Origin of the sequence: Streptomyces fractus, from assembly GCF_049844455.1 — a bacterium.
Taxonomy (GTDB): Bacteria; Actinomycetota; Actinomycetes; order Streptomycetales; family Streptomycetaceae; genus Streptomyces; species Streptomyces fractus.
Genome location: NZ_JBMYHI010000002.1, coordinates 5,449,581 through 5,465,418, shown reverse-complemented (window position 1 = coordinate 5,465,418; position 15,838 = coordinate 5,449,581). Strand labels below are relative to the sequence as shown.

The window sequence follows — 15,838 nt, the reverse complement described above, 5'->3', positions numbered from 1 at the left end:
GGTGCTCACGTATTTCCTTTCGTCGTCGGGCTGTTCTCGGGCGGTGCGGAGAGTTGACCGGCCGCGGTCCGTTCCGGACCTGTGTCCGGGGTGAACCAGGGCAGGGTCGTGGTCTGGGTCGTGCTCGCGGGCGCGGCGGGCGACGGCTGTTCCGGCTTCTGCTGCGGGAGCCGCACCTTCGGGAGCCGTACGGTGCGTCCGCCCGCTCCCTTGGACGCCTTGGGCGCCTTGGACGTCTTGAACGCCTTGGATCCCGACCGGCGGTCACGCGGCCGTACGCGGTCCACGACCGCCATGCCGATCCGGAAGACGGCGCCCGGCACGACGATGCACAGCAGGATCCAGAAGAGCGTGACGCCCCAGGGGCGGCCCACGCCCCAGGGCTGTTCGGCCAGCACCTTCCCGCCGTACTTGAGCGAGACGAGATAGTCGCCGTGCGCGCCCGCCGACAGTTCGACGGGCAGCTTGATCTGCGCCTTCTGCCCCGGCTTGATCGTGCCGCGCCACTGCTGGTCCTCCCATTGCGGCGCGAACACGCCGTGGGAGCTGCCCACTTGGAAGACCGGATTCTTGACCGGGTTCGATCCGACATTGCCCACCGTGAACGTGAAGGACCGGGACGGTGGCGCGCCGAACCAGGTCAGCAGGCCGCTGGAACCCTCGAGCCGGGTGTCGGCCACCATCGACAGCTGCCCGCTCCCGGAGTCCTTCGGCAGCGCCTTCACCGGATGCCCCGCCACCTGGAAGACCGCGTCCGCCTGCGCCTTCTGCCCGGTCACCGTGGCGACATGGACGACGCAGGGGCACGGCGTCGGCGGCTCGGCGACCGGGAGCGACTTGCTGAACGCTCCCCCGGAGCCGGTGGTGACCGCGCGCCCCTCGGAGTTGGCGCAGGAGTTGGTGCCTTCGATGACGCCGCGCGACGGGCTGGACTGCCCGCAGATCAGCATCATCAGCAGCGTGTCGGGCCGCCAGCCCGCGCCCTTCACGGTGATCGAACCCCCGGTCCCCGCCTGGGACTTGGAGAGGCTCACGGACGGCTTGTCGGCGGCGGAGGCCGCCCAGGGCGCGGTGCCCGCGAGCAGGGCGCCCACGAGGGCCAGGACGGTCAGCAGCCGCGAGGCGCGGGAGCTGGGGCGGTTCATGGCGCACTCCTTACGTTCCCTTGTCGGCGGAGCAGTCGGAGCAGGTGCGGCGGTACGGGCCAGGAGGGCCGTCTGCGGCGCAGGTACCAATAGACGACGCACCCCGCCCCCGCCAGCACGGCGAGGATCCCGCCGACCACCGCCCACGGCACGAACCGGGCGCTCGCCGTGGCCGAGTCCGCCGCGCCGCCGCCCGCGGTGACCGTCACCTTCACGTCGACGGCGTCGAGCGAGGGGGCGTTCTTCCACGGTTCGGTGAGGCTGACCCGGCGGCCCGGAAGGATCTCGACCGGCAGGGCCCTGCTCCTGTCGAGGGCGGCGCCGAACACCCCGTCGGCCTTCACCGCGAGACGCGGCGAGAGCGTCGTGTTGCCGCGGTTCACCACGTCGTAGGCGATGGAGCCCTTGTTCACCCGTACGTGCTCGACCGTGAGGGCGGACAGCGTGGGGCCGCTGACCCGCAGATGGACACTGACCCCGGCGTCGCGCCCGCCCGCCCGTGCCACGACCGCGCCCGGATGGTCGCCGGGTGTCGCGCCCGCGGGCACGGAGACCGAGAAGGGGACCTCGGCGCGGGTGCGCGCGGGGATCTTCACGGTCGCCTCGGCGAACCGGATCCACGATCCGGTGTCCGTGGCCTTCTTACGGACGTCCAGCGCGCCGTCGCCCCTGTTGTCGGCGTCGGCTCCGCGCAAGGAGACCTTCAGCGGCTTGCCACTCGGATTCGTGACCGCCACCTTGTCCTCCAGCACGGACCCGGGCGTCCCCTCCGCGTAGATGTACGGCCGCCCCTCACCATCGGCGGGCCGGGTCCCGCCGGCGGCGGAGGGGCTGATGGTCCAGCCGGTGGCCGCGAGGGCCGGTGCGGCGAAGCCGCCCACAAGGATCGCCAGAGCAGCGGCCATCAACCACTTACAGCCCCTGCGGCGCTTGAGCAGCGGGGTCCGGGGCGGAGCCCCGCGGCCGCAACACCGCGGGGCCCCACGTCCCATCGACGAGCGCAATGTCATCGCAGCTACTCACGCCCCCTAGCGGGACGCCGCCTGATGACGCCGCGTCAGCCACAGCACGCCCGCCGCCCCGGCCAGCAGCACCGTGCCGCCGAGCGTGCCGAGCGCGACCGCCGAATCCTCCGGCCCGGTCTGCGGAAGCTCACCGCCGGACGGCGCCGACGCCGACGAACCCGAGTCCCCGGCCCCGCCACCACCCCCCGCGGCCGCCTTCACGTCCATCTCGAGGGAGGGCTTCGGGCTGTTGGACGGCGTACAGGTGGTGTTCGTGCCGAGCGCCTTGATGGTGAGGACGCCGGCGGTGAAGTTCACCTTGCCGCTCTTCTTCGGCGTGTACGTACCCGTCAAGTCGCTGATCTTGATCGGGCTGTTGGCGGGGATCGCCTTGTCGTTCGGGGGCCCGGTCGCCGTGAACTGGCCCGTGTCCGCGCCGCCCACCTTGATGACGGCGCTCGGGTGCATGGCGCCCTTGCCCAGCTCCACAGGGCTGGAGGAGACGCCCTTCTGGAAGGACATCGTGATCTTGTAGCCACTGCCACTCTTGGCGCTCTTCATGTCGATCGGGGACACGGCTCCCTTGTTCCCGATCGGGGTCTTGCACTGGTAGTTCACGTTCTGCACCGTGGCCGAGGCGGTGGGGGCGGCCATCAGCACCGCCGAGCCCGCCAGGGCCGCGCTCAGCGCGAACGCGGCGGTTCGTTTCTGGTACGTCCGGTACGTCACCTCGAAGTCCCTTCAAACCGAAGGTTACTGACGGTTCATCAGATCTGGGTGGCTCAAGGTACGCCGGGGACCCTGTCGAGGGAAGACAAAAAGCACGCCGGATCGAAGGAGATCCGGCGTGCTTCCAAGAAGGCACGAAAGGCGGCTACGCGGGGGCGCCGACCTCCGCCCATACGACCTTGCCCGCGACGCCCGGGGTGCGGACGACCCCCCAGTCGAGGCAGAGGCGTTGGACGATGAACATGCCGTGCCCGCCGGGGCGGCCGACCCGGTGCGGGGTGCGCGGCGCCGGCTGACCCGCCCCGCGGTCCGCGACCTCGATGCGCAGCACCTTGTTGGCCGGGGAGTCGCCGAAGTACAGGATGATCTCGTCGGGCCCCTCGGCGTGCAGGCACGCGTTCGTGACGAGTTCGGAGACGACGAGCAGCACGTCCTCCGCCGCGGCCCGGCGGTCCGCGGTCGCCGCCGGCAGCCAGCCCCAGGCATGCAGCGCTTCGCGGGTGAAATCACGGGCGAGCGGCACGATGCCGCTCGCGCCGCCGAGGCTCAGCCTGCGGACCCGCGGACCCGCGACGACCGGCACTTCACCGGACTCGGGGCCGTGGTCGCCCGGCGAGTAAGGCCGGGTGGTGCTCATCAGCACTTCACCTCACCGATTCACCAATTCAGCTTCAGGATTCAGGGTTCAGGGCCCGAGTGCCCACTGCCCGGCCAGGAAGCCAGGGTCGCGGATCGGGGTCGGAGGGTCATCGGGGTCGCAGGGTCGGAGTCGTGTTCGTGGGGTCTCCTGCCCGAGGGAACGGCGGAAACACCCACTAGTTCAGAACGGCTCCTGTGACGCTGGTAACGCCTAGATCACGCAGCGACAACTGGAGCGTAACTTCTGGGGTCGACCACGGCACGCAGCCGTCCGGTTCCGCTCAGTCGCCGGAGGGGTCCGGAGCGAGGGCGCCGTCGAGCGACGCGTGCACCGTGAAGACGGCCTCCGCGCCGGTGATCTCGAACACCCTGGAAACCACCGGAAGCATGCCCGCGAGGTGCACTCCACCACCGGCCGCCTCGGCCTTGAGACGGGCCCCGAGCAGCACGTTCAACCCCGTCGAATCGCAGAATTCGAGGCGGGAACAGTCGATCACCAGCCTGGAATGTCCATTGTTGAGGCATTCATCCAGGGGTTCGCGCAGCAGATCGGCCGTATGGTGATCCAACTCACCGGCCGGGGTCACGACGGCACTTGAGCCCTCTTGTCGCACCTCGACCAGAAGCCGGCCCCGATGCGCACTGCCGACTGTCCCGCGGTCCATGACGTCTCTCTCGCTGCCTTCGACGTGCCGATTGACGCCCTCGAACACTACGCCCTCCGACTGTGCACTGACACCCGAACAACCTCTAGAATTCGGACATTTCGCCGCAGAACGCACTTGCGACCTGGTGTGGAAAACGGGTAGGCCTAGTAAGGACAACATTCGACCACGGCCGGCTTTGGAGGCGCCGCACTTAGAAGCAGTGCACGCATTGGCATCGGCAGCCATATGCCGAGAACGCATGGAGGACATCATGTCAGCCCGGCTCGACGAATCGCGTACTGACCAGGCGACGTCGACACTCCCCCCGGAAACTCATGTCGACGTCGAGACCGAGGGCCTCGAAGGCCTTGAGGGCCTCCCGGAGATCCCGCCCTACGACGAGGTGGGCCCGCTCGACGCCCGAGCCCTCTCCAAGACCCTTTTCGAGCGGCTCGAGTCCCTCGAAGAAGGCACCCACGAATACTCGTATGTCCGCAACACACTGGTCGAGCTGAACCTGGCTCTGGTCAAGTTCGCGGCCTCCCGGTTCCGCTCGCGCAGCGAACCGATGGAAGACATCATCCAGGTCGGCACCATCGGCCTGATCAAGGCGATCGACCGGTTCGAGCTGAGCCGCGGCGTCGAGTTCCCCACCTTCGCGATGCCGACCATCGTCGGCGAGATCAAGCGTTTCTTCCGTGACACGTCCTGGTCGGTACGGGTGCCCCGGCGCCTCCAGGAACTCCGTCTCGACCTTGCCAAGGCGGGCGACGAGCTCGCCCAGCAGCTTGATCGCGCGCCCACGGTGGGCGAGCTCGCCGAACGCCTGGGCCTGTCGAAGGAAGAGGTCGTCGAGGGGATGGCGGCGTCCAACGCCTACACCGCCAGCTCGCTCGACGCGCAGCCCGAGGAGGACGACTCGGAGGGCGCGCTCGCGGACCGCATCGGCTACGAGGACCACGGACTCGAGGGCATCGAGTACGTCGAGTCCCTGAAGCCGCTGATCGCCGATCTCCCCCCGCGCGACCGCAAGATCCTGTCGCTGCGCTTCGTCGCGAACATGACCCAGTCCGAGATCGGTGAGGAACTGGGCATCTCGCAGATGCACGTGTCGCGGCTGCTCTCGCGGACGCTGGTGCGCCTGCGCAAGGGTCTGACGCTCGAGGAGTAATCGCTCGGACCCGCACCACCCGCATCACCCGTAACGCCCTGTCACGTCGAGGGGGCCGACCGTGAAACGGTCGGCCCCCTCGGTGTTTTTTCGCCAACTCCCGCTGCCCTGTGCCGGGTTACCCCGAGGAACACCTACCCGTACCGCCTCTCCTGCACCACTATGAGCTCCCATCTGGGCCCCGGTGACAGGAGGACACGGTGTCTGCGAACGGCGGCGCCCATGCCACGGCGCCGGACCACCGGCTCGTCGCGCTGCTGCGGGCCGACGCCCCGACCGCGTATCCGGCGCTCGGCGAGCTGCGCGGCAGGCACCGGCACGCGCTCCTGGCCTACGCGCGGGTGTGCGCCCACGACACGGACGCCGCACGGCAGTTGGGCGCGCAGGCCTTCGCGCGGGCCGCACGCGAGGTCGCGCGGGGCGTCGAACCGAGCGGCTCCTGGCGCCACCACGCACTGCTGCTCGTCCACCGCACCGCGACCGAATGGGCCGCCGACGAACGCCGCGCGCGCCTCGCTCCCGGCCTGCTGGGCGCCCTCGGCTCGCCGGACGCCCAGCGGGCGCCTGCGCTGCTCTCCGCGTTCCATGCATTGCCGTCGCGTACCCAGACACTGCTCTGGCACTCCGTGGTGGACGGGGATTCCGACGCGGCCACCGGCATCGCCACCGGCACGCCCGCGCGGGACGTGGCGCAGGCGCGGGCCGCGGCGCTCGACGCGCTGCGCGGCGCCTGCCTCGCCGCGCGGGTGGCCCGCGCGCAGGGCACGCACTGCCGGGGCTACGGGCGCCTGATCGAGGAGGCGACCAGACCCGGCCGGCCGCGGAGCACCGCCGACCTGGACGCCCACTTCGCCCGCTGCCCGAGCTGCACCGCCGCGTACCTGGAGCTGACGGCCCTGCGGGACGATCCGCGCCGCGCGCTGGCGGAGGGCCTGTTGCCGTGGGGCGGCACGGACTACCTGCTGACCGAGGCGCCCGCCACGGCTCCGGCCCCTGTGCCCCCGGAGGCCGCCGCGCCCCGCCACCGCGCGAAGCCCGCGCCGGGAGCGGGCGCGGGGGCCGCCGGTCGCCGCCCGGCCCGCCGCGCCCGCCGGAAGGCCCCCCGGCGCCATGCGGTCGTCCGCGCGACGCCGATGGGCTTCGCGCTCGCCTCCGCGGCGGTCGGCGTGGCGCTCGTACCGCTGCTGATCCTGACGCTGACGGAGGGCCGCCCCGACCTGTCGGCGGTGGGCCAGGGGATGGGCGCCACGCCTTCGACACCGCCGCCGGTCCGGGTGACGGTCACGGCGACGACGACGGCCGGCTCGACGACCACGACGACCGCCACCGCGACGACGACCGCGCGCAGCACGGAGACGGTCACGGTGCCGCCGTCCCCGGGCCCCACCACCAAGTCCCCGTCGGGAGAGCCGAGTTCAGGGCCGCCGTCGTCCGGCAAGCCGAAGCCGAAGCCGCCGCCCTTCCGCCCGCCCGGCGAGGAGTACGCGGAGGTGATCGACGTCGCCTCCGGGCTGTGCCTCGACGTCTCCCGCACGCCGATGGCGGAGGGCGACGACGTGGTGGCAGCGAAGTGCGACCTCACGGGCAGCCAGCAGTGGCGCGTGGACGCGGTCCGCGGCGTCGTCCAGTCCGCCGCCAACCCGGACTTCTGCCTGGACAACCGAGGCGACACCGACCGCACGATCGGCCTCCGGCACTGCGCGGACGCCGACGGCAACTACGGCGCGAACCTCGTCTTCTCCGTCCACGCCGACGGCTCGATCCGCCCGGCCACGGACCGCGCCACCGCCGTCACACCCCTCGACGACGGCTCGTTCCGCCTGGGACAACGCAAGTTCCACGGCGGGGACGAGCAGCGGTGGCGGGCGGGGAGGAGCCTGTGACCGCAGGCTCCTGCTGAGCGTGGTGGCGCTCTCTCCCGCCGTCAGGCGGCCCGCGTGCCGCGTCGCCACACCTCTGACACCAGGGGCACGCCCGGGCGGTACGCGAAGTGGACGTGGCTCGGGGCGTTCAGGAAGGTCAGGTCGGCGCGGGCGCCCGGGGCCAGGTGGCCGACGTCCGTGCGGCGGAGGGCCTTGGCGCCGCCCGCGGTGGCCGACCAGAGGGCCTCGTCGGGGGTCATGCCCATGTCCCGTACGGCGAGGGCGATGCAGAACGGGACCGAGGACGTGTAGGACGAGCCCGGGTTGCAGTCCGTGGAGAGGGCGACCGTCGCGCCCGCGTCCAGGAGGCGGCGGGCGTTCGGCCACTCGGCGCGGGTGGAGAACTCGGCGCCGGGGAGGAGGGTCGCGACCGTGTTGCCGTTCGCCAGGGCGTCCACGTCCGCGTCCGTGAGGTGCGTGCAGTGGTCGGCCGACGCCGCGTCCAGTTCTACGGCGAGCTGGACACCGGGGCCGTAGCTGAGCTGGTTCGCGTGGATGCGGGGCAGCAGGCCCTTCGTCTTGCCGGCCGTGAGGATCGCGCGCGCCTGGTCGCCGTCGAAGGCGCCCTTCTCGCAGAAGACGTCGACCCAACGGGCGTGCGGGGCGCAGGCGTTCAGCATGTCGCCCGTCACCAGGTCCACGTAGGCCGCCGGGTCCTCCGCGTAGTCCGGGGAGACGATGTGGGCGCCGAGGTAGGTGACCTCGTCGGTGTGGGCCGCCGCGATGCGCAGGGCGCGTTCCTCGTCCTGAACCGTGAGGCCGTAGCCCGACTTGGTCTCGAACGTGGTCGTGCCCTGGCGGAGGGCCTCGGCGAGGTGGTGCTTGAGGTTCGCCTCCAGGGCCTCGTCGGTGGCCGCGCGGGTCGCGGCGACCGTGGTGCGGATGCCGCCCGCGGAGTAGCTCTGGCCGGACATGCGGGCGTTGAACTCGGCGGTGCGGTCGCCCGCGAAGACGAGGTGGGAGTGGGAGTCGACGAAGCCGGGGATGACGGCGCGGCCGGCCGCGTCGTGCGTGGTGTCGGCCGCGGGGGCCTTGGCCGTCGGGCCCGCCCAGGCGATCTTGTCGTTCTCGATGACCAGCGCGGCGTCGTGGATCTGGCCGAGGGGGCCCTCGCCGAGGGTCGGGTCGTTCGTGACCAGGGTGCCGATGTTGGTGATGGCCGTCGTGCGGTTCGTCATGGGTCCTCTCCGTGGGCGGGTGGGGATTTTTTCTCCCCCAACCCGCCCCTTCCCGAAAGTTTGCGCTTCGCGCCGGTGGTCAACGGCTCGGGGCTCTGCCCCGAACCCGGCTCCTCAATCGCCGGAGGGGCTTGATTTTCCGCCGGTCGGGCTTGATCAGTGCAGTGCCGCGATCGCCTCCGTCAGGGCGCCCGCCACGTCGCCCACCCGGACGTGTTCGCCGTCGCGGACGGTCACCCGGCCTCCCGTCACCACGTCGGAGACGTCCGCCGCGGTCGCCGTGAAGACCGCCGTTTCCGCGCCGAAGCGGGGGGCCGGGCCTGCTGTGCGGACCGAGTCGAGGCGGATGGTGACCAGGTCGGCCCGTGCGCCCGGTTCGATCGTGCCCGCGTCGTCCCAGCCGAGGGAGGCGTGGCCGTCCGCCGAGGCCGCCCGGAGCAGGGCCGCCGCCGTCCAGTGGCCGCGGGTACGGGACCGTAGACGCTCGTTGAGCTCCATCGCGCGCGCCTCCTCGAACAGGTCGATCACCGCGTGGCTGTCGGAGCCGAGGGAGAGCGGGGAGCCCGCCTCCTGGAGGCGCGGCGCGGGGCCGATGCCGTCGGCCAGGTCGCGCTCGGTGGTGGGGCACATGCACGTACCCGTGCCCGAGCCGCCGAGCAGACCGATGTCGGCGTCCGTGAGGTGCGTGTTGTGCACGCCCGTCGTGCGCGCGCCCAACACCCCGTGGTCGGACAGGAGTTGGGTGGGGGTGCAGCCGTGCGCCGCCTGGCACGCGTCGTTCTCCGCCGTCTGCTCGGAGAGGTGGACGTGCAGGGGCGCTTCGCGGGTCCGCGCCCATTCCGCCACCGTCGACAGCTGCGCGGCCGGGACCGCGCGCACCGAGTGCACCGCCGCACCGATCCGTACGCCGGGACGCTCCTTCAGCAGCGACGCCCGCTCGGCCCACGCCTCGGCCGTGCCGTCGCTGAAGCGCCGCTGGTGGTGGTCCGGTTCCTTGCCGAAGCCGGAGGACAGGTACGCCGTGTCGAGGAGGGTGATGCGGATGCCCGCCTCCTCGGCCGCCGCGATGAGCGCCTCGCCCATCGCGTTCGGGTCGGCGTACGGGGTGCCGCCGGGGGCGTGGTGGAGGTAGTGGAACTCCCCCACCGCCGTGATGCCCGCGAGCGCCATCTCGGCGTACACCGCCCGCGCGAGCGCGTGGTACGTGTCCGGGGTGAGGCGGTCCGCCACCGAGTACATGACCTCGCGCCACGTCCAGAACGTCCCGGAGCCGACCTGCACGGTCGAGCGGAGCGCCCGGTGGAAGGCGTGGCTGTGGGCGTTCGCGAGGCCGGGGAGGGTCAGACCGCGCAGCGCGGTCGCGCCGGGCGGGGGTGCGCCGACCCCCGTGCGGACCGCCGTGAAGCGGCCCTCGTCCGACACGTCCACGGCCACGCCCGGCTCGACATGCGTGCCGAGCCAGGCGTGTTCCAACCAGTACGTCGTCGTCACTTGCAGGCCAGCCCTTCCAGTACGTCGGCCAGTGCGCGCACCCCTTCCAGGCAGTCGTCCTCGGCGGCGGACTCGGCCGGGGAGTGCGAGACGCCCGTCGGGTTGCGTACGAACAGCATGGCGGTGGGGATCGACTGGGCGAGGATTCCCGCGTCGTGTCCCGCTCCCGTTCCGAGGACGGGGACCTTCAGCTCCGCTGTCGAGTCCTTCGTGCCCAGGATGCGGGCCAGCTCGTCGCGGAGCGCGTTGTCGAACTCGACGATCGGCGTGAACGACTCGCGGGTCAGCGATACGTCGATGCCGTGCGCCTGCGCGTACTCGCGGGCGGCCTTCTCGACGCCCGTGACCGTCGCGTCCAGGGACTCCTGGTCGGCGGCGCGGGAGTCGAGCCAGCCCCGTACGAGGGAGGGGATCGCGTTGACGCCGTTCGGCTCGACGGAGATCTTGCCGAACGTGGCGACCGCGCCCGCGAGTTGGGCCTCGCGGCGGGCCGCGAGGACCGTCTCCGCGTAGCTCAGCATCGGGTCGCGGCGGTCGACCAGGCGTGTCGTGCCCGCGTGGTTGGCCTCGCCCCGGAAGTCGAAGCGCCAGCGGCCGTGCGGCCAGATGGAGCTGGCGATGCCGACCGCGTCTCCGGAGAGGTCGAGGGCGCGGCCCTGTTCCACGTGGAGTTCGATGAACGCGCCGATGCGGTCGAGGCGTTCGCGGTCGGCGCCGATCGCGTCCGGGTCGTAGCCGGCCCGCTCCATCGCCTGCGGGAGGGTGATCCCGTCGGCGTCCGTGAGCTTGTGGGCGGCCTCGCGGGTGAGGACGCCCGCGGTGAGGCGGGAGCCGACGCAGGCGAGTCCGAAGCGGGCGCCCTCCTCGTCGCCGAAGTTGGTGATCGCGAGCGGCTTGGTGAACTCCGCTCCCCTGCGGCGGAGTTCGTCCAGGGCGGCGAAGGACGAGACGACGCCGAGGGGGCCGTCGAAGGCGCCGCCGTCCGGGACGGAGTCCAGGTGGGAGCCGGTGACGACGGCGTCGCCGGCTTCAGGGTCGCCGAGCCAGGCCCACTGGTTGCCGTTGCGGTCGAGTTCGTAGGCCAGTCCGCGACTTTCGGCCTGGGCCTTGAACCATGCGCGGCAGTCGGCGTCCGCGGCGGTCCAGGCGTGGCGCCTGTAGCCACCCGAGTCGGCGTTGCGGCCGATCAGGAGGAGATCGCGCCACATCTCCAAAAAGCTCGAAGGCTCCCCCAACCCGCCCCTTCCCGAAAGGTGGCGCTCCGCGCCGGGGGTTGCGGACTCGGGGCTCCGCCCCGGACCCCGCTGCTCAATCGCCGCAGGGGCTTGATTGGCCGGAGTCGCTTGATCGGCGGAACTCACTCGCCATCCCCTTCTCGCATCGGCACCCGCACCCCGCGCTCACGCGCGACGTCCGCCGCGTGCTCGTACCCCGCGTCCACGTGGCGGATGACGCCCATCGCCGGGTCGTTCGTCAGCACCCGCTCGATCTTCGCGGCAGCGAGCTCCGTGCCGTCGGCGACGCAGACCTGGCCCGCGTGGATGGAGCGGCCCATGCCGACGCCGCCGCCGTGGTGCAGGGAGACCCAGGTGGCCCCGGAGGAGGTGTTGACCAGGGCGTTCAGGAGCGGCCAGTCGGCGATCGCGTCGGAGCCGTCCTTCATGGCCTCCGTCTCGCGGTACGGGGAGGCGACCGAGCCGGAGTCGAGGTGGTCGCGGCCGATGGCGACGGGCGCGGAGAGCTCGCCGCTCGCCACCATCTCGTTGAACTTGAGGCCCGCCAGGTGGCGTTCGCCGTAGCCGAGCCAGCAGATGCGCGCCGGGAGGCCCTCGAAGGCGATGCGCTCGGCGGCCATGTCGAGCCAGCGGTGCAGGTGCTTGTTCTCGGGGAACAGCTCCTTGATCGCCTGGTCCGTCTTGCGGATGTCCTCCGGGTCGCCGGAGAGCGCGGCCCAGCGGAACGGGCCGAGGCCCTCCTCGAACAGCGGGCGGATGTGCGCCGGGACGAAGCCGGGGAAGTCGAAGGCGCGGTCGTAGCCGGCCTTGCGGGCCTCGTCGCGGATCGAGTTGCCGTAGTCGAAGACCTCCTTGCCCTGGTCGAGGAAGCCGACCATGGCCTCCACGTGCAGGCGCATCGACTGGCGGGCCTTCTCGGTGAAGCCGGCCGGGTCCGCCTCGCGCTCCTTGTCCCAGTCCTCGACGGAGACGCCGACGGGCAGGTACGCGAGCGGGTCGTGGGCCGAGGTCTGGTCGGTGACGATGTCGATCGGGGCGCCGCGGCGCAGCAGCTCCGGGAAGACCTCGGCGGCGTTGCCGACGACGCCGATGGACAGGCCGCGGCGCTCGTCGCGGGCCTTGACCGCCAACTCGAGGGCGTGGTCCAGGTTGTCGGCCTTGACGTCGAGGTAGCGGGTGCCGATGCGGCGGTCGATGCGGGTCTCGTCGACGTCGACGCAGATCGCGACGCCCTCGTTCATCGTGATCGCGAGGGGCTGGGCGCCGCCCATGCCGCCGACACCGGCGGTGAGCGTGATGGTCCCGGCGAGCGTGCCGTCGAACTTCTTCCGGGCGACCGCGCCGAAGGTCTCGTAGGTGCCCTGGACGATGCCCTGCGAGCCGATGTAGATCCACGAGCCGGCCGTCATCTGGCCGTACATCATGAGGCCCTCGGCCTCCAGCTTGCGGAACTCCTCCCAGTTGGCCCAGTCGCCGACCAGGTTGGAGTTCGCGAGCAGCACGCGCGGCGCCCACTCGCTGGTGCGCAGCACGCCGACCGGCTTGCCGGACTGGACGAGGAGGGTCTCGTCCGACTTCAGCGTCTTCAGCGTGCGCACGATCGCGTCGTACGCCTCCCAGGACCGGGCCGCCTTGCCGGTGCCGCCGTAGACGACGAGCTTGTCGGGGTGCTCGGCCACCTCGCCGTCGAGGTTGTTCATGAGCATCCGCAGGGCGCCCTCCTGCTGCCACCCCAGGGTGTTGAGCTCGGTGCCGCGCGGGGCTCGTACGGGGCGGGGTCCTGACATCGACGGCCTCCTGAGGTGCGTATCCACAAGTTGTTGAGACTTCTATTCACATCCTGTCTTCATGAATAGGACTAGTCAATAGCTGTCGAGGTGAATCCACATCGCCGACCCCCGGGGGCGGTTGGCGGATTTTAGTGGTCCGGCGAATGTTCCACTGGGAAATGCCAGAAGCCTCACCTGGCCTCCATACGTTCCGTAGCTTCGTCGTCACACATGCACCAGTGACACACAAAGCCGCGATCAGGTGGGGGGTCCGAGGCGTGCCCGGAATCGACGAGTGCCTGCTTGAGGTCATGCGACTGCCGGGCGCGCGCGGCGCCTCCGTCGTCGACTGGACCAGCGGGCTCGCCCTCGGCACGATCGGCGCCGCGCGGGGCGGGGACCACGAGGCGGACGCCGCCGAGTCCGCCGAGCTGGCCCGGATCGCCGCCGAACACAACGCCTTCGCCCCCGCCGACGGCAGCGACTGGTCCCAGGGTTCCGCCAGCGACAAGGCGCCACCCGTCGAGGACGTCATCGTCACCAACCGCGACAGCTATCACGTGCTGCGCTTCGTGCGCACGACCTTCGACAGCAGCGTCTTCGTCCACCTGTGGCTGGGCCGCGACGAGGGCAATCTCGCGCTCGCCCGGCTGCGGCTCGCCGACATAGCCGACCGGATGGTCCTGGGATGAGCACCGACGCCCGCGCGGGTGTCTCGCCGATGCTCAGCCGCCTCGCCGGCGAGCGGGCCACCGGCGCCCTGATCCGCGAGCACGGCACCCTCTACCTGGAGGACGGGCGGGTCGTGCACGCCGAGTCGCCCGCGACCCCCGGCATGGACGTGCTGCTGATGACGGGCGGCGCGGTGCAGGCCGAGGGGTGGTCGGAGGCGGTGGACCGGGCCGGGTCGAGGCAGCGCGTCGGCCGCTATCTGGTGGAGCGGGGCCGCCTCTCGGACGGCGCCCTCGAACTGTGTCACCTGGGCGCCCTGTTCGACGCCTCGTACTTCACGCTCGCCCCCAGCGGCGGCCCGTCCCGGTTCCGGTACGGCGTCTCCCACTGGTTCGGGGCGGTGCGGCCGGTGCCGGTGGCGTCGGTCGAGCGCGAGTCGCTGCGCCGGCGCGAGCTGCTCCAGCGGATCTGGCCGGAACCGGACACGGACACGGCGCCGCTCAGCCGGGTCCTGCGGCACGGCGAGACGGCTGTACCGCCGCGCAGGCGCCGCGTCCTCGACCTGGTGGACGGCGTCCGGACGGCCTCCCAGATAGCGCTCGCCCTGGGCAGGCCCGCCTTCCACACCCTTGTCGACCTGCGGCGCCTCGCCGCGTGCGGCCTCGTGACCACGGCCCCCGCCCCGGCACCGCCCGAGTGGCTGGAGCTCGCCGTCGTCGAGGAACCGGACGTGGCCCTGCTGCGCCGGCTGCGCGCCGGTCTGGAGGCCCTGTGAAACGCCTGCTGCGCTCTTCACGCTCCCCCGAAAGGAGACCTCCGATGGTCGACCAGGGCGAACTCCTCGCCGAACTGCAACGGTTGCGAGTCCGCGTGCCCCAGGTCACCGGCGCCCTCGCCGCCAGCGTCGACGGCCTGGTCCTCGCCCAGGACACCCCGGGCATCGAACCGGAGGGCGTCGCCGCGCTCACCGCCACCGCGCTCGGCGTCGCCCAGCGCCTCGCCGACGCGACAGCGCAGGGCGCCTTCCGCGAGCTCCTGGTGCGCGGCGCCGACGGATACATCGCCACCTACGCGGCCGGGGACACCGTCGTCCTCACGCTCCTCGCGGAGGACCGGATCAACGTCGGCCGCCTGCATCTCGAAGGGCGCCGCTCCGGCACCCGCATCGGGGAACTCACCGCTCCCGCGGAGGAGGAGACGCCGCCCGAGCCGGCCCCCCGCACCCGCGGCCGGGCCCGCGCCCGCACGGCGTCCACCACGACGACCGAGACCGGACTTCCCGTCCGGCCCACCACCAATGTGCCGCCCCAGCCCACGCGTTGACCACCGGCACGCCCTCAGAAAGCACGAACAGGAACCACGAAAGGACCCAGCATCATGACCAACACCGAAACAGCCCTCAAGGACGCCCTCGCCTCCATAGAAGGCGCCACCGCCGCGGCCCTCGTCGACTACACCAGCGGCATGGCCCTCGGCACCATCGGCGGCTCCAAGAGCTTCGACCTGGAGGTCGCGGCGGCCGGCAACACCGACGTCGTCCGCTCCAAGCTGCGCACCATGGAGCAACTGGGGCTCAAGGACGGCATCGAGGACATCCTCATCACCCTGGGCAGCCAGTACCACCTGATCCGCCTGCTCAAGGGGCGCGGCGGCAACGGCCTGTTCCTGTACCTGGTGCTCGACAAGTCCCGCGCGAACCTGGCGATGGCCCGCCACCAGCTGAAGAAGATCGAGGGCGAGCTGGAGGTCTGAGCGCGCGAGGGCGCCGCGCTCCACGGAGCGCGGCGCCCGGCACGGCTGTCCCGGCTATCCCTCCCAGTCGGACTCCTCGCGCTCCCCGCGCTCGCGGCGCAGGAGGGGTCCCCACCGCACCGCGTGCAGCCCGTTCACCCCGACGATCCCGGCCCACGCCACGAACAGGCCGGGCAGGCCCGCGTTGACGACGGCGATCGCGGACAGCGGGATGGCGAGGACGAGGGAGACCACGGCGAAGCCGAAGCGTTCGCCCCAGTTCTCGGCGCCGGAGTCGCGGGCCCCGCGGGCCACGCTGATCCGGTGCTCGGCCAGCTGTCGCCGCACCCTGCGGTCGACGACGGAGTCGAGCCGCTGCTCGACCTTTTCGAGGAACGAGTCGACGAGCGCCGGCTCGTAGTCGTCGCCGAGTTCCCTGCGTGCGTGCAGGGTGGCGTCGAGTTCCTTCTTGAGTTCGGCGTCGCGTTCGCGGGCTTCCATACCT

At 71.8% G+C, this 15,838-nt stretch carries 16 protein-coding genes; 6 read left to right on the top strand and 10 right to left on the bottom strand.

Going from position 1 to position 15,838, the window contains the following annotated elements; all coding sequences use genetic code 11:
• Positions 1–5: 5 nt before the first annotated feature.
• From ACP4E5_RS26785 to ACP4E5_RS26765, 5 genes are all read right to left on the bottom strand, one after another.
• Positions 6–1,145, bottom strand: coding sequence for a hypothetical protein (locus ACP4E5_RS26785; protein ID WP_425832929.1), 1,140 nt, complete (start codon positions 1,143–1,145; stop codon positions 6–8).
• Positions 1,142–2,050 carry a COG1470 family protein gene (locus ACP4E5_RS26780; protein WP_425832927.1) on the bottom strand — a complete coding sequence of 303 codons (909 nt, stop codon included), beginning with the start codon at positions 2,048–2,050 and terminating at the stop codon, positions 1,142–1,144. Before ACP4E5_RS26780 ends, ACP4E5_RS26785 begins: the two co-directional genes overlap by 4 nt.
• Positions 2,051–2,173: 123 nt before the next feature.
• Positions 2,174–2,878, bottom strand: a complete 705-nt coding sequence (locus ACP4E5_RS26775; protein WP_425832925.1) for an LPXTG cell wall anchor domain-containing protein — start codon at positions 2,876–2,878, stop codon at positions 2,174–2,176.
• Between the two features lie 145 nt (positions 2,879–3,023).
• Positions 3,024–3,515 (bottom strand): ATP-binding protein, encoded by a 492-nt coding sequence (locus ACP4E5_RS26770; protein WP_425832923.1) that lies wholly within the window; start codon positions 3,513–3,515, stop codon positions 3,024–3,026.
• Between the two features lie 283 nt (positions 3,516–3,798).
• Positions 3,799–4,182, bottom strand: a complete 384-nt coding sequence (locus ACP4E5_RS26765) for an STAS domain-containing protein (protein ID WP_425841668.1) — start codon at positions 4,180–4,182, stop codon at positions 3,799–3,801.
• A gap of 241 nt (positions 4,183–4,423) precedes the next feature.
• On the opposite strand from ACP4E5_RS26765, the gene ACP4E5_RS26760 reads away from it, so the two are divergent.
• Both ACP4E5_RS26760 and ACP4E5_RS26755 read left to right on the top strand, forming a co-directional pair.
• A complete protein-coding gene (locus tag ACP4E5_RS26760) occupies positions 4,424–5,335 on the top strand; it encodes an RNA polymerase sigma factor SigF (RefSeq protein ID WP_425832921.1) in 912 nt (303 codons plus the stop codon).
• A gap of 200 nt (positions 5,336–5,535) precedes the next feature.
• Positions 5,536–7,218: a ricin-type beta-trefoil lectin domain protein gene (locus ACP4E5_RS26755; RefSeq protein ID WP_425832919.1), complete on the top strand. Its 1,683-nt coding sequence runs from the start codon at positions 5,536–5,538 to the stop codon at positions 7,216–7,218.
• Positions 7,219–7,259: 41 nt separating this feature from the next.
• Here ACP4E5_RS26755 and hutI read toward each other — a convergent pair whose 3' ends face one another.
• The 4 genes from hutI to hutU all read right to left on the bottom strand — a co-directional run bounded on the left by hutI (position 7,260) and on the right by hutU (position 12,948).
• The gene (hutI, locus tag ACP4E5_RS26750) at positions 7,260–8,435 is read right to left on the bottom strand and encodes an imidazolonepropionase (protein ID WP_425832917.1); all 1,176 of its coding nucleotides are present in this window, start codon (positions 8,433–8,435) and stop codon (positions 7,260–7,262) included.
• Positions 8,436–8,591: 156 nt separating this feature from the next.
• Positions 8,592–9,926: a formimidoylglutamate deiminase gene (locus ACP4E5_RS26745; RefSeq protein ID WP_425832915.1), complete on the bottom strand. Its 1,335-nt coding sequence runs from the start codon at positions 9,924–9,926 to the stop codon at positions 8,592–8,594.
• Positions 9,923–11,134 carry an allantoate amidohydrolase gene (locus tag ACP4E5_RS26740; protein ID WP_425832913.1) on the bottom strand — a complete coding sequence of 404 codons (1,212 nt, stop codon included), beginning with the start codon at positions 11,132–11,134 and terminating at the stop codon, positions 9,923–9,925. The genes ACP4E5_RS26745 and ACP4E5_RS26740 overlap by 4 nt, the downstream gene beginning before the upstream one ends.
• A 149-nt stretch (positions 11,135–11,283) precedes the next feature.
• On the bottom strand, positions 11,284–12,948 hold the full coding sequence (gene hutU, locus ACP4E5_RS26735) for a urocanate hydratase (protein ID WP_425832911.1): 1,665 nt from the start codon (positions 12,946–12,948) through the stop codon (positions 11,284–11,286).
• 260 nt (positions 12,949–13,208) lie between these two features.
• On the opposite strand from hutU, the gene ACP4E5_RS26730 reads away from it, so the two are divergent.
• Genes ACP4E5_RS26730 through ACP4E5_RS26715 form a run of 4 tightly spaced genes read left to right on the top strand, consistent with a single transcriptional unit; the run spans position 13,209 to position 15,354 of the window.
• Complete coding sequence (locus ACP4E5_RS26730) at positions 13,209–13,622, top strand: hypothetical protein (RefSeq protein ID WP_425832909.1); 414 nt, start codon at positions 13,209–13,211, stop codon at positions 13,620–13,622.
• A complete protein-coding gene (locus ACP4E5_RS26725) occupies positions 13,619–14,377 on the top strand; it encodes a transcriptional regulator (protein WP_425832907.1) in 759 nt (252 codons plus the stop codon). The genes ACP4E5_RS26730 and ACP4E5_RS26725 overlap by 4 nt, the downstream gene beginning before the upstream one ends.
• Before the next feature lie 44 nt (positions 14,378–14,421).
• On the top strand, positions 14,422–14,925 hold the full coding sequence (locus ACP4E5_RS26720; RefSeq protein WP_425832905.1) for a roadblock/LC7 domain-containing protein: 504 nt from the start codon (positions 14,422–14,424) through the stop codon (positions 14,923–14,925).
• A 54-nt stretch (positions 14,926–14,979) separates the two neighbouring features.
• A complete protein-coding gene (locus ACP4E5_RS26715) occupies positions 14,980–15,354 on the top strand; it encodes a roadblock/LC7 domain-containing protein (protein WP_425832903.1) in 375 nt (124 codons plus the stop codon).
• 54 nt (positions 15,355–15,408) lie between these two features.
• Here ACP4E5_RS26715 and ACP4E5_RS26710 read toward each other — a convergent pair whose 3' ends face one another.
• The gene (locus ACP4E5_RS26710) at positions 15,409–15,834 is read right to left on the bottom strand and encodes a hypothetical protein (protein WP_425832901.1); all 426 of its coding nucleotides are present in this window, start codon (positions 15,832–15,834) and stop codon (positions 15,409–15,411) included.
• Positions 15,835–15,838 lie beyond the last annotated feature (4 nt).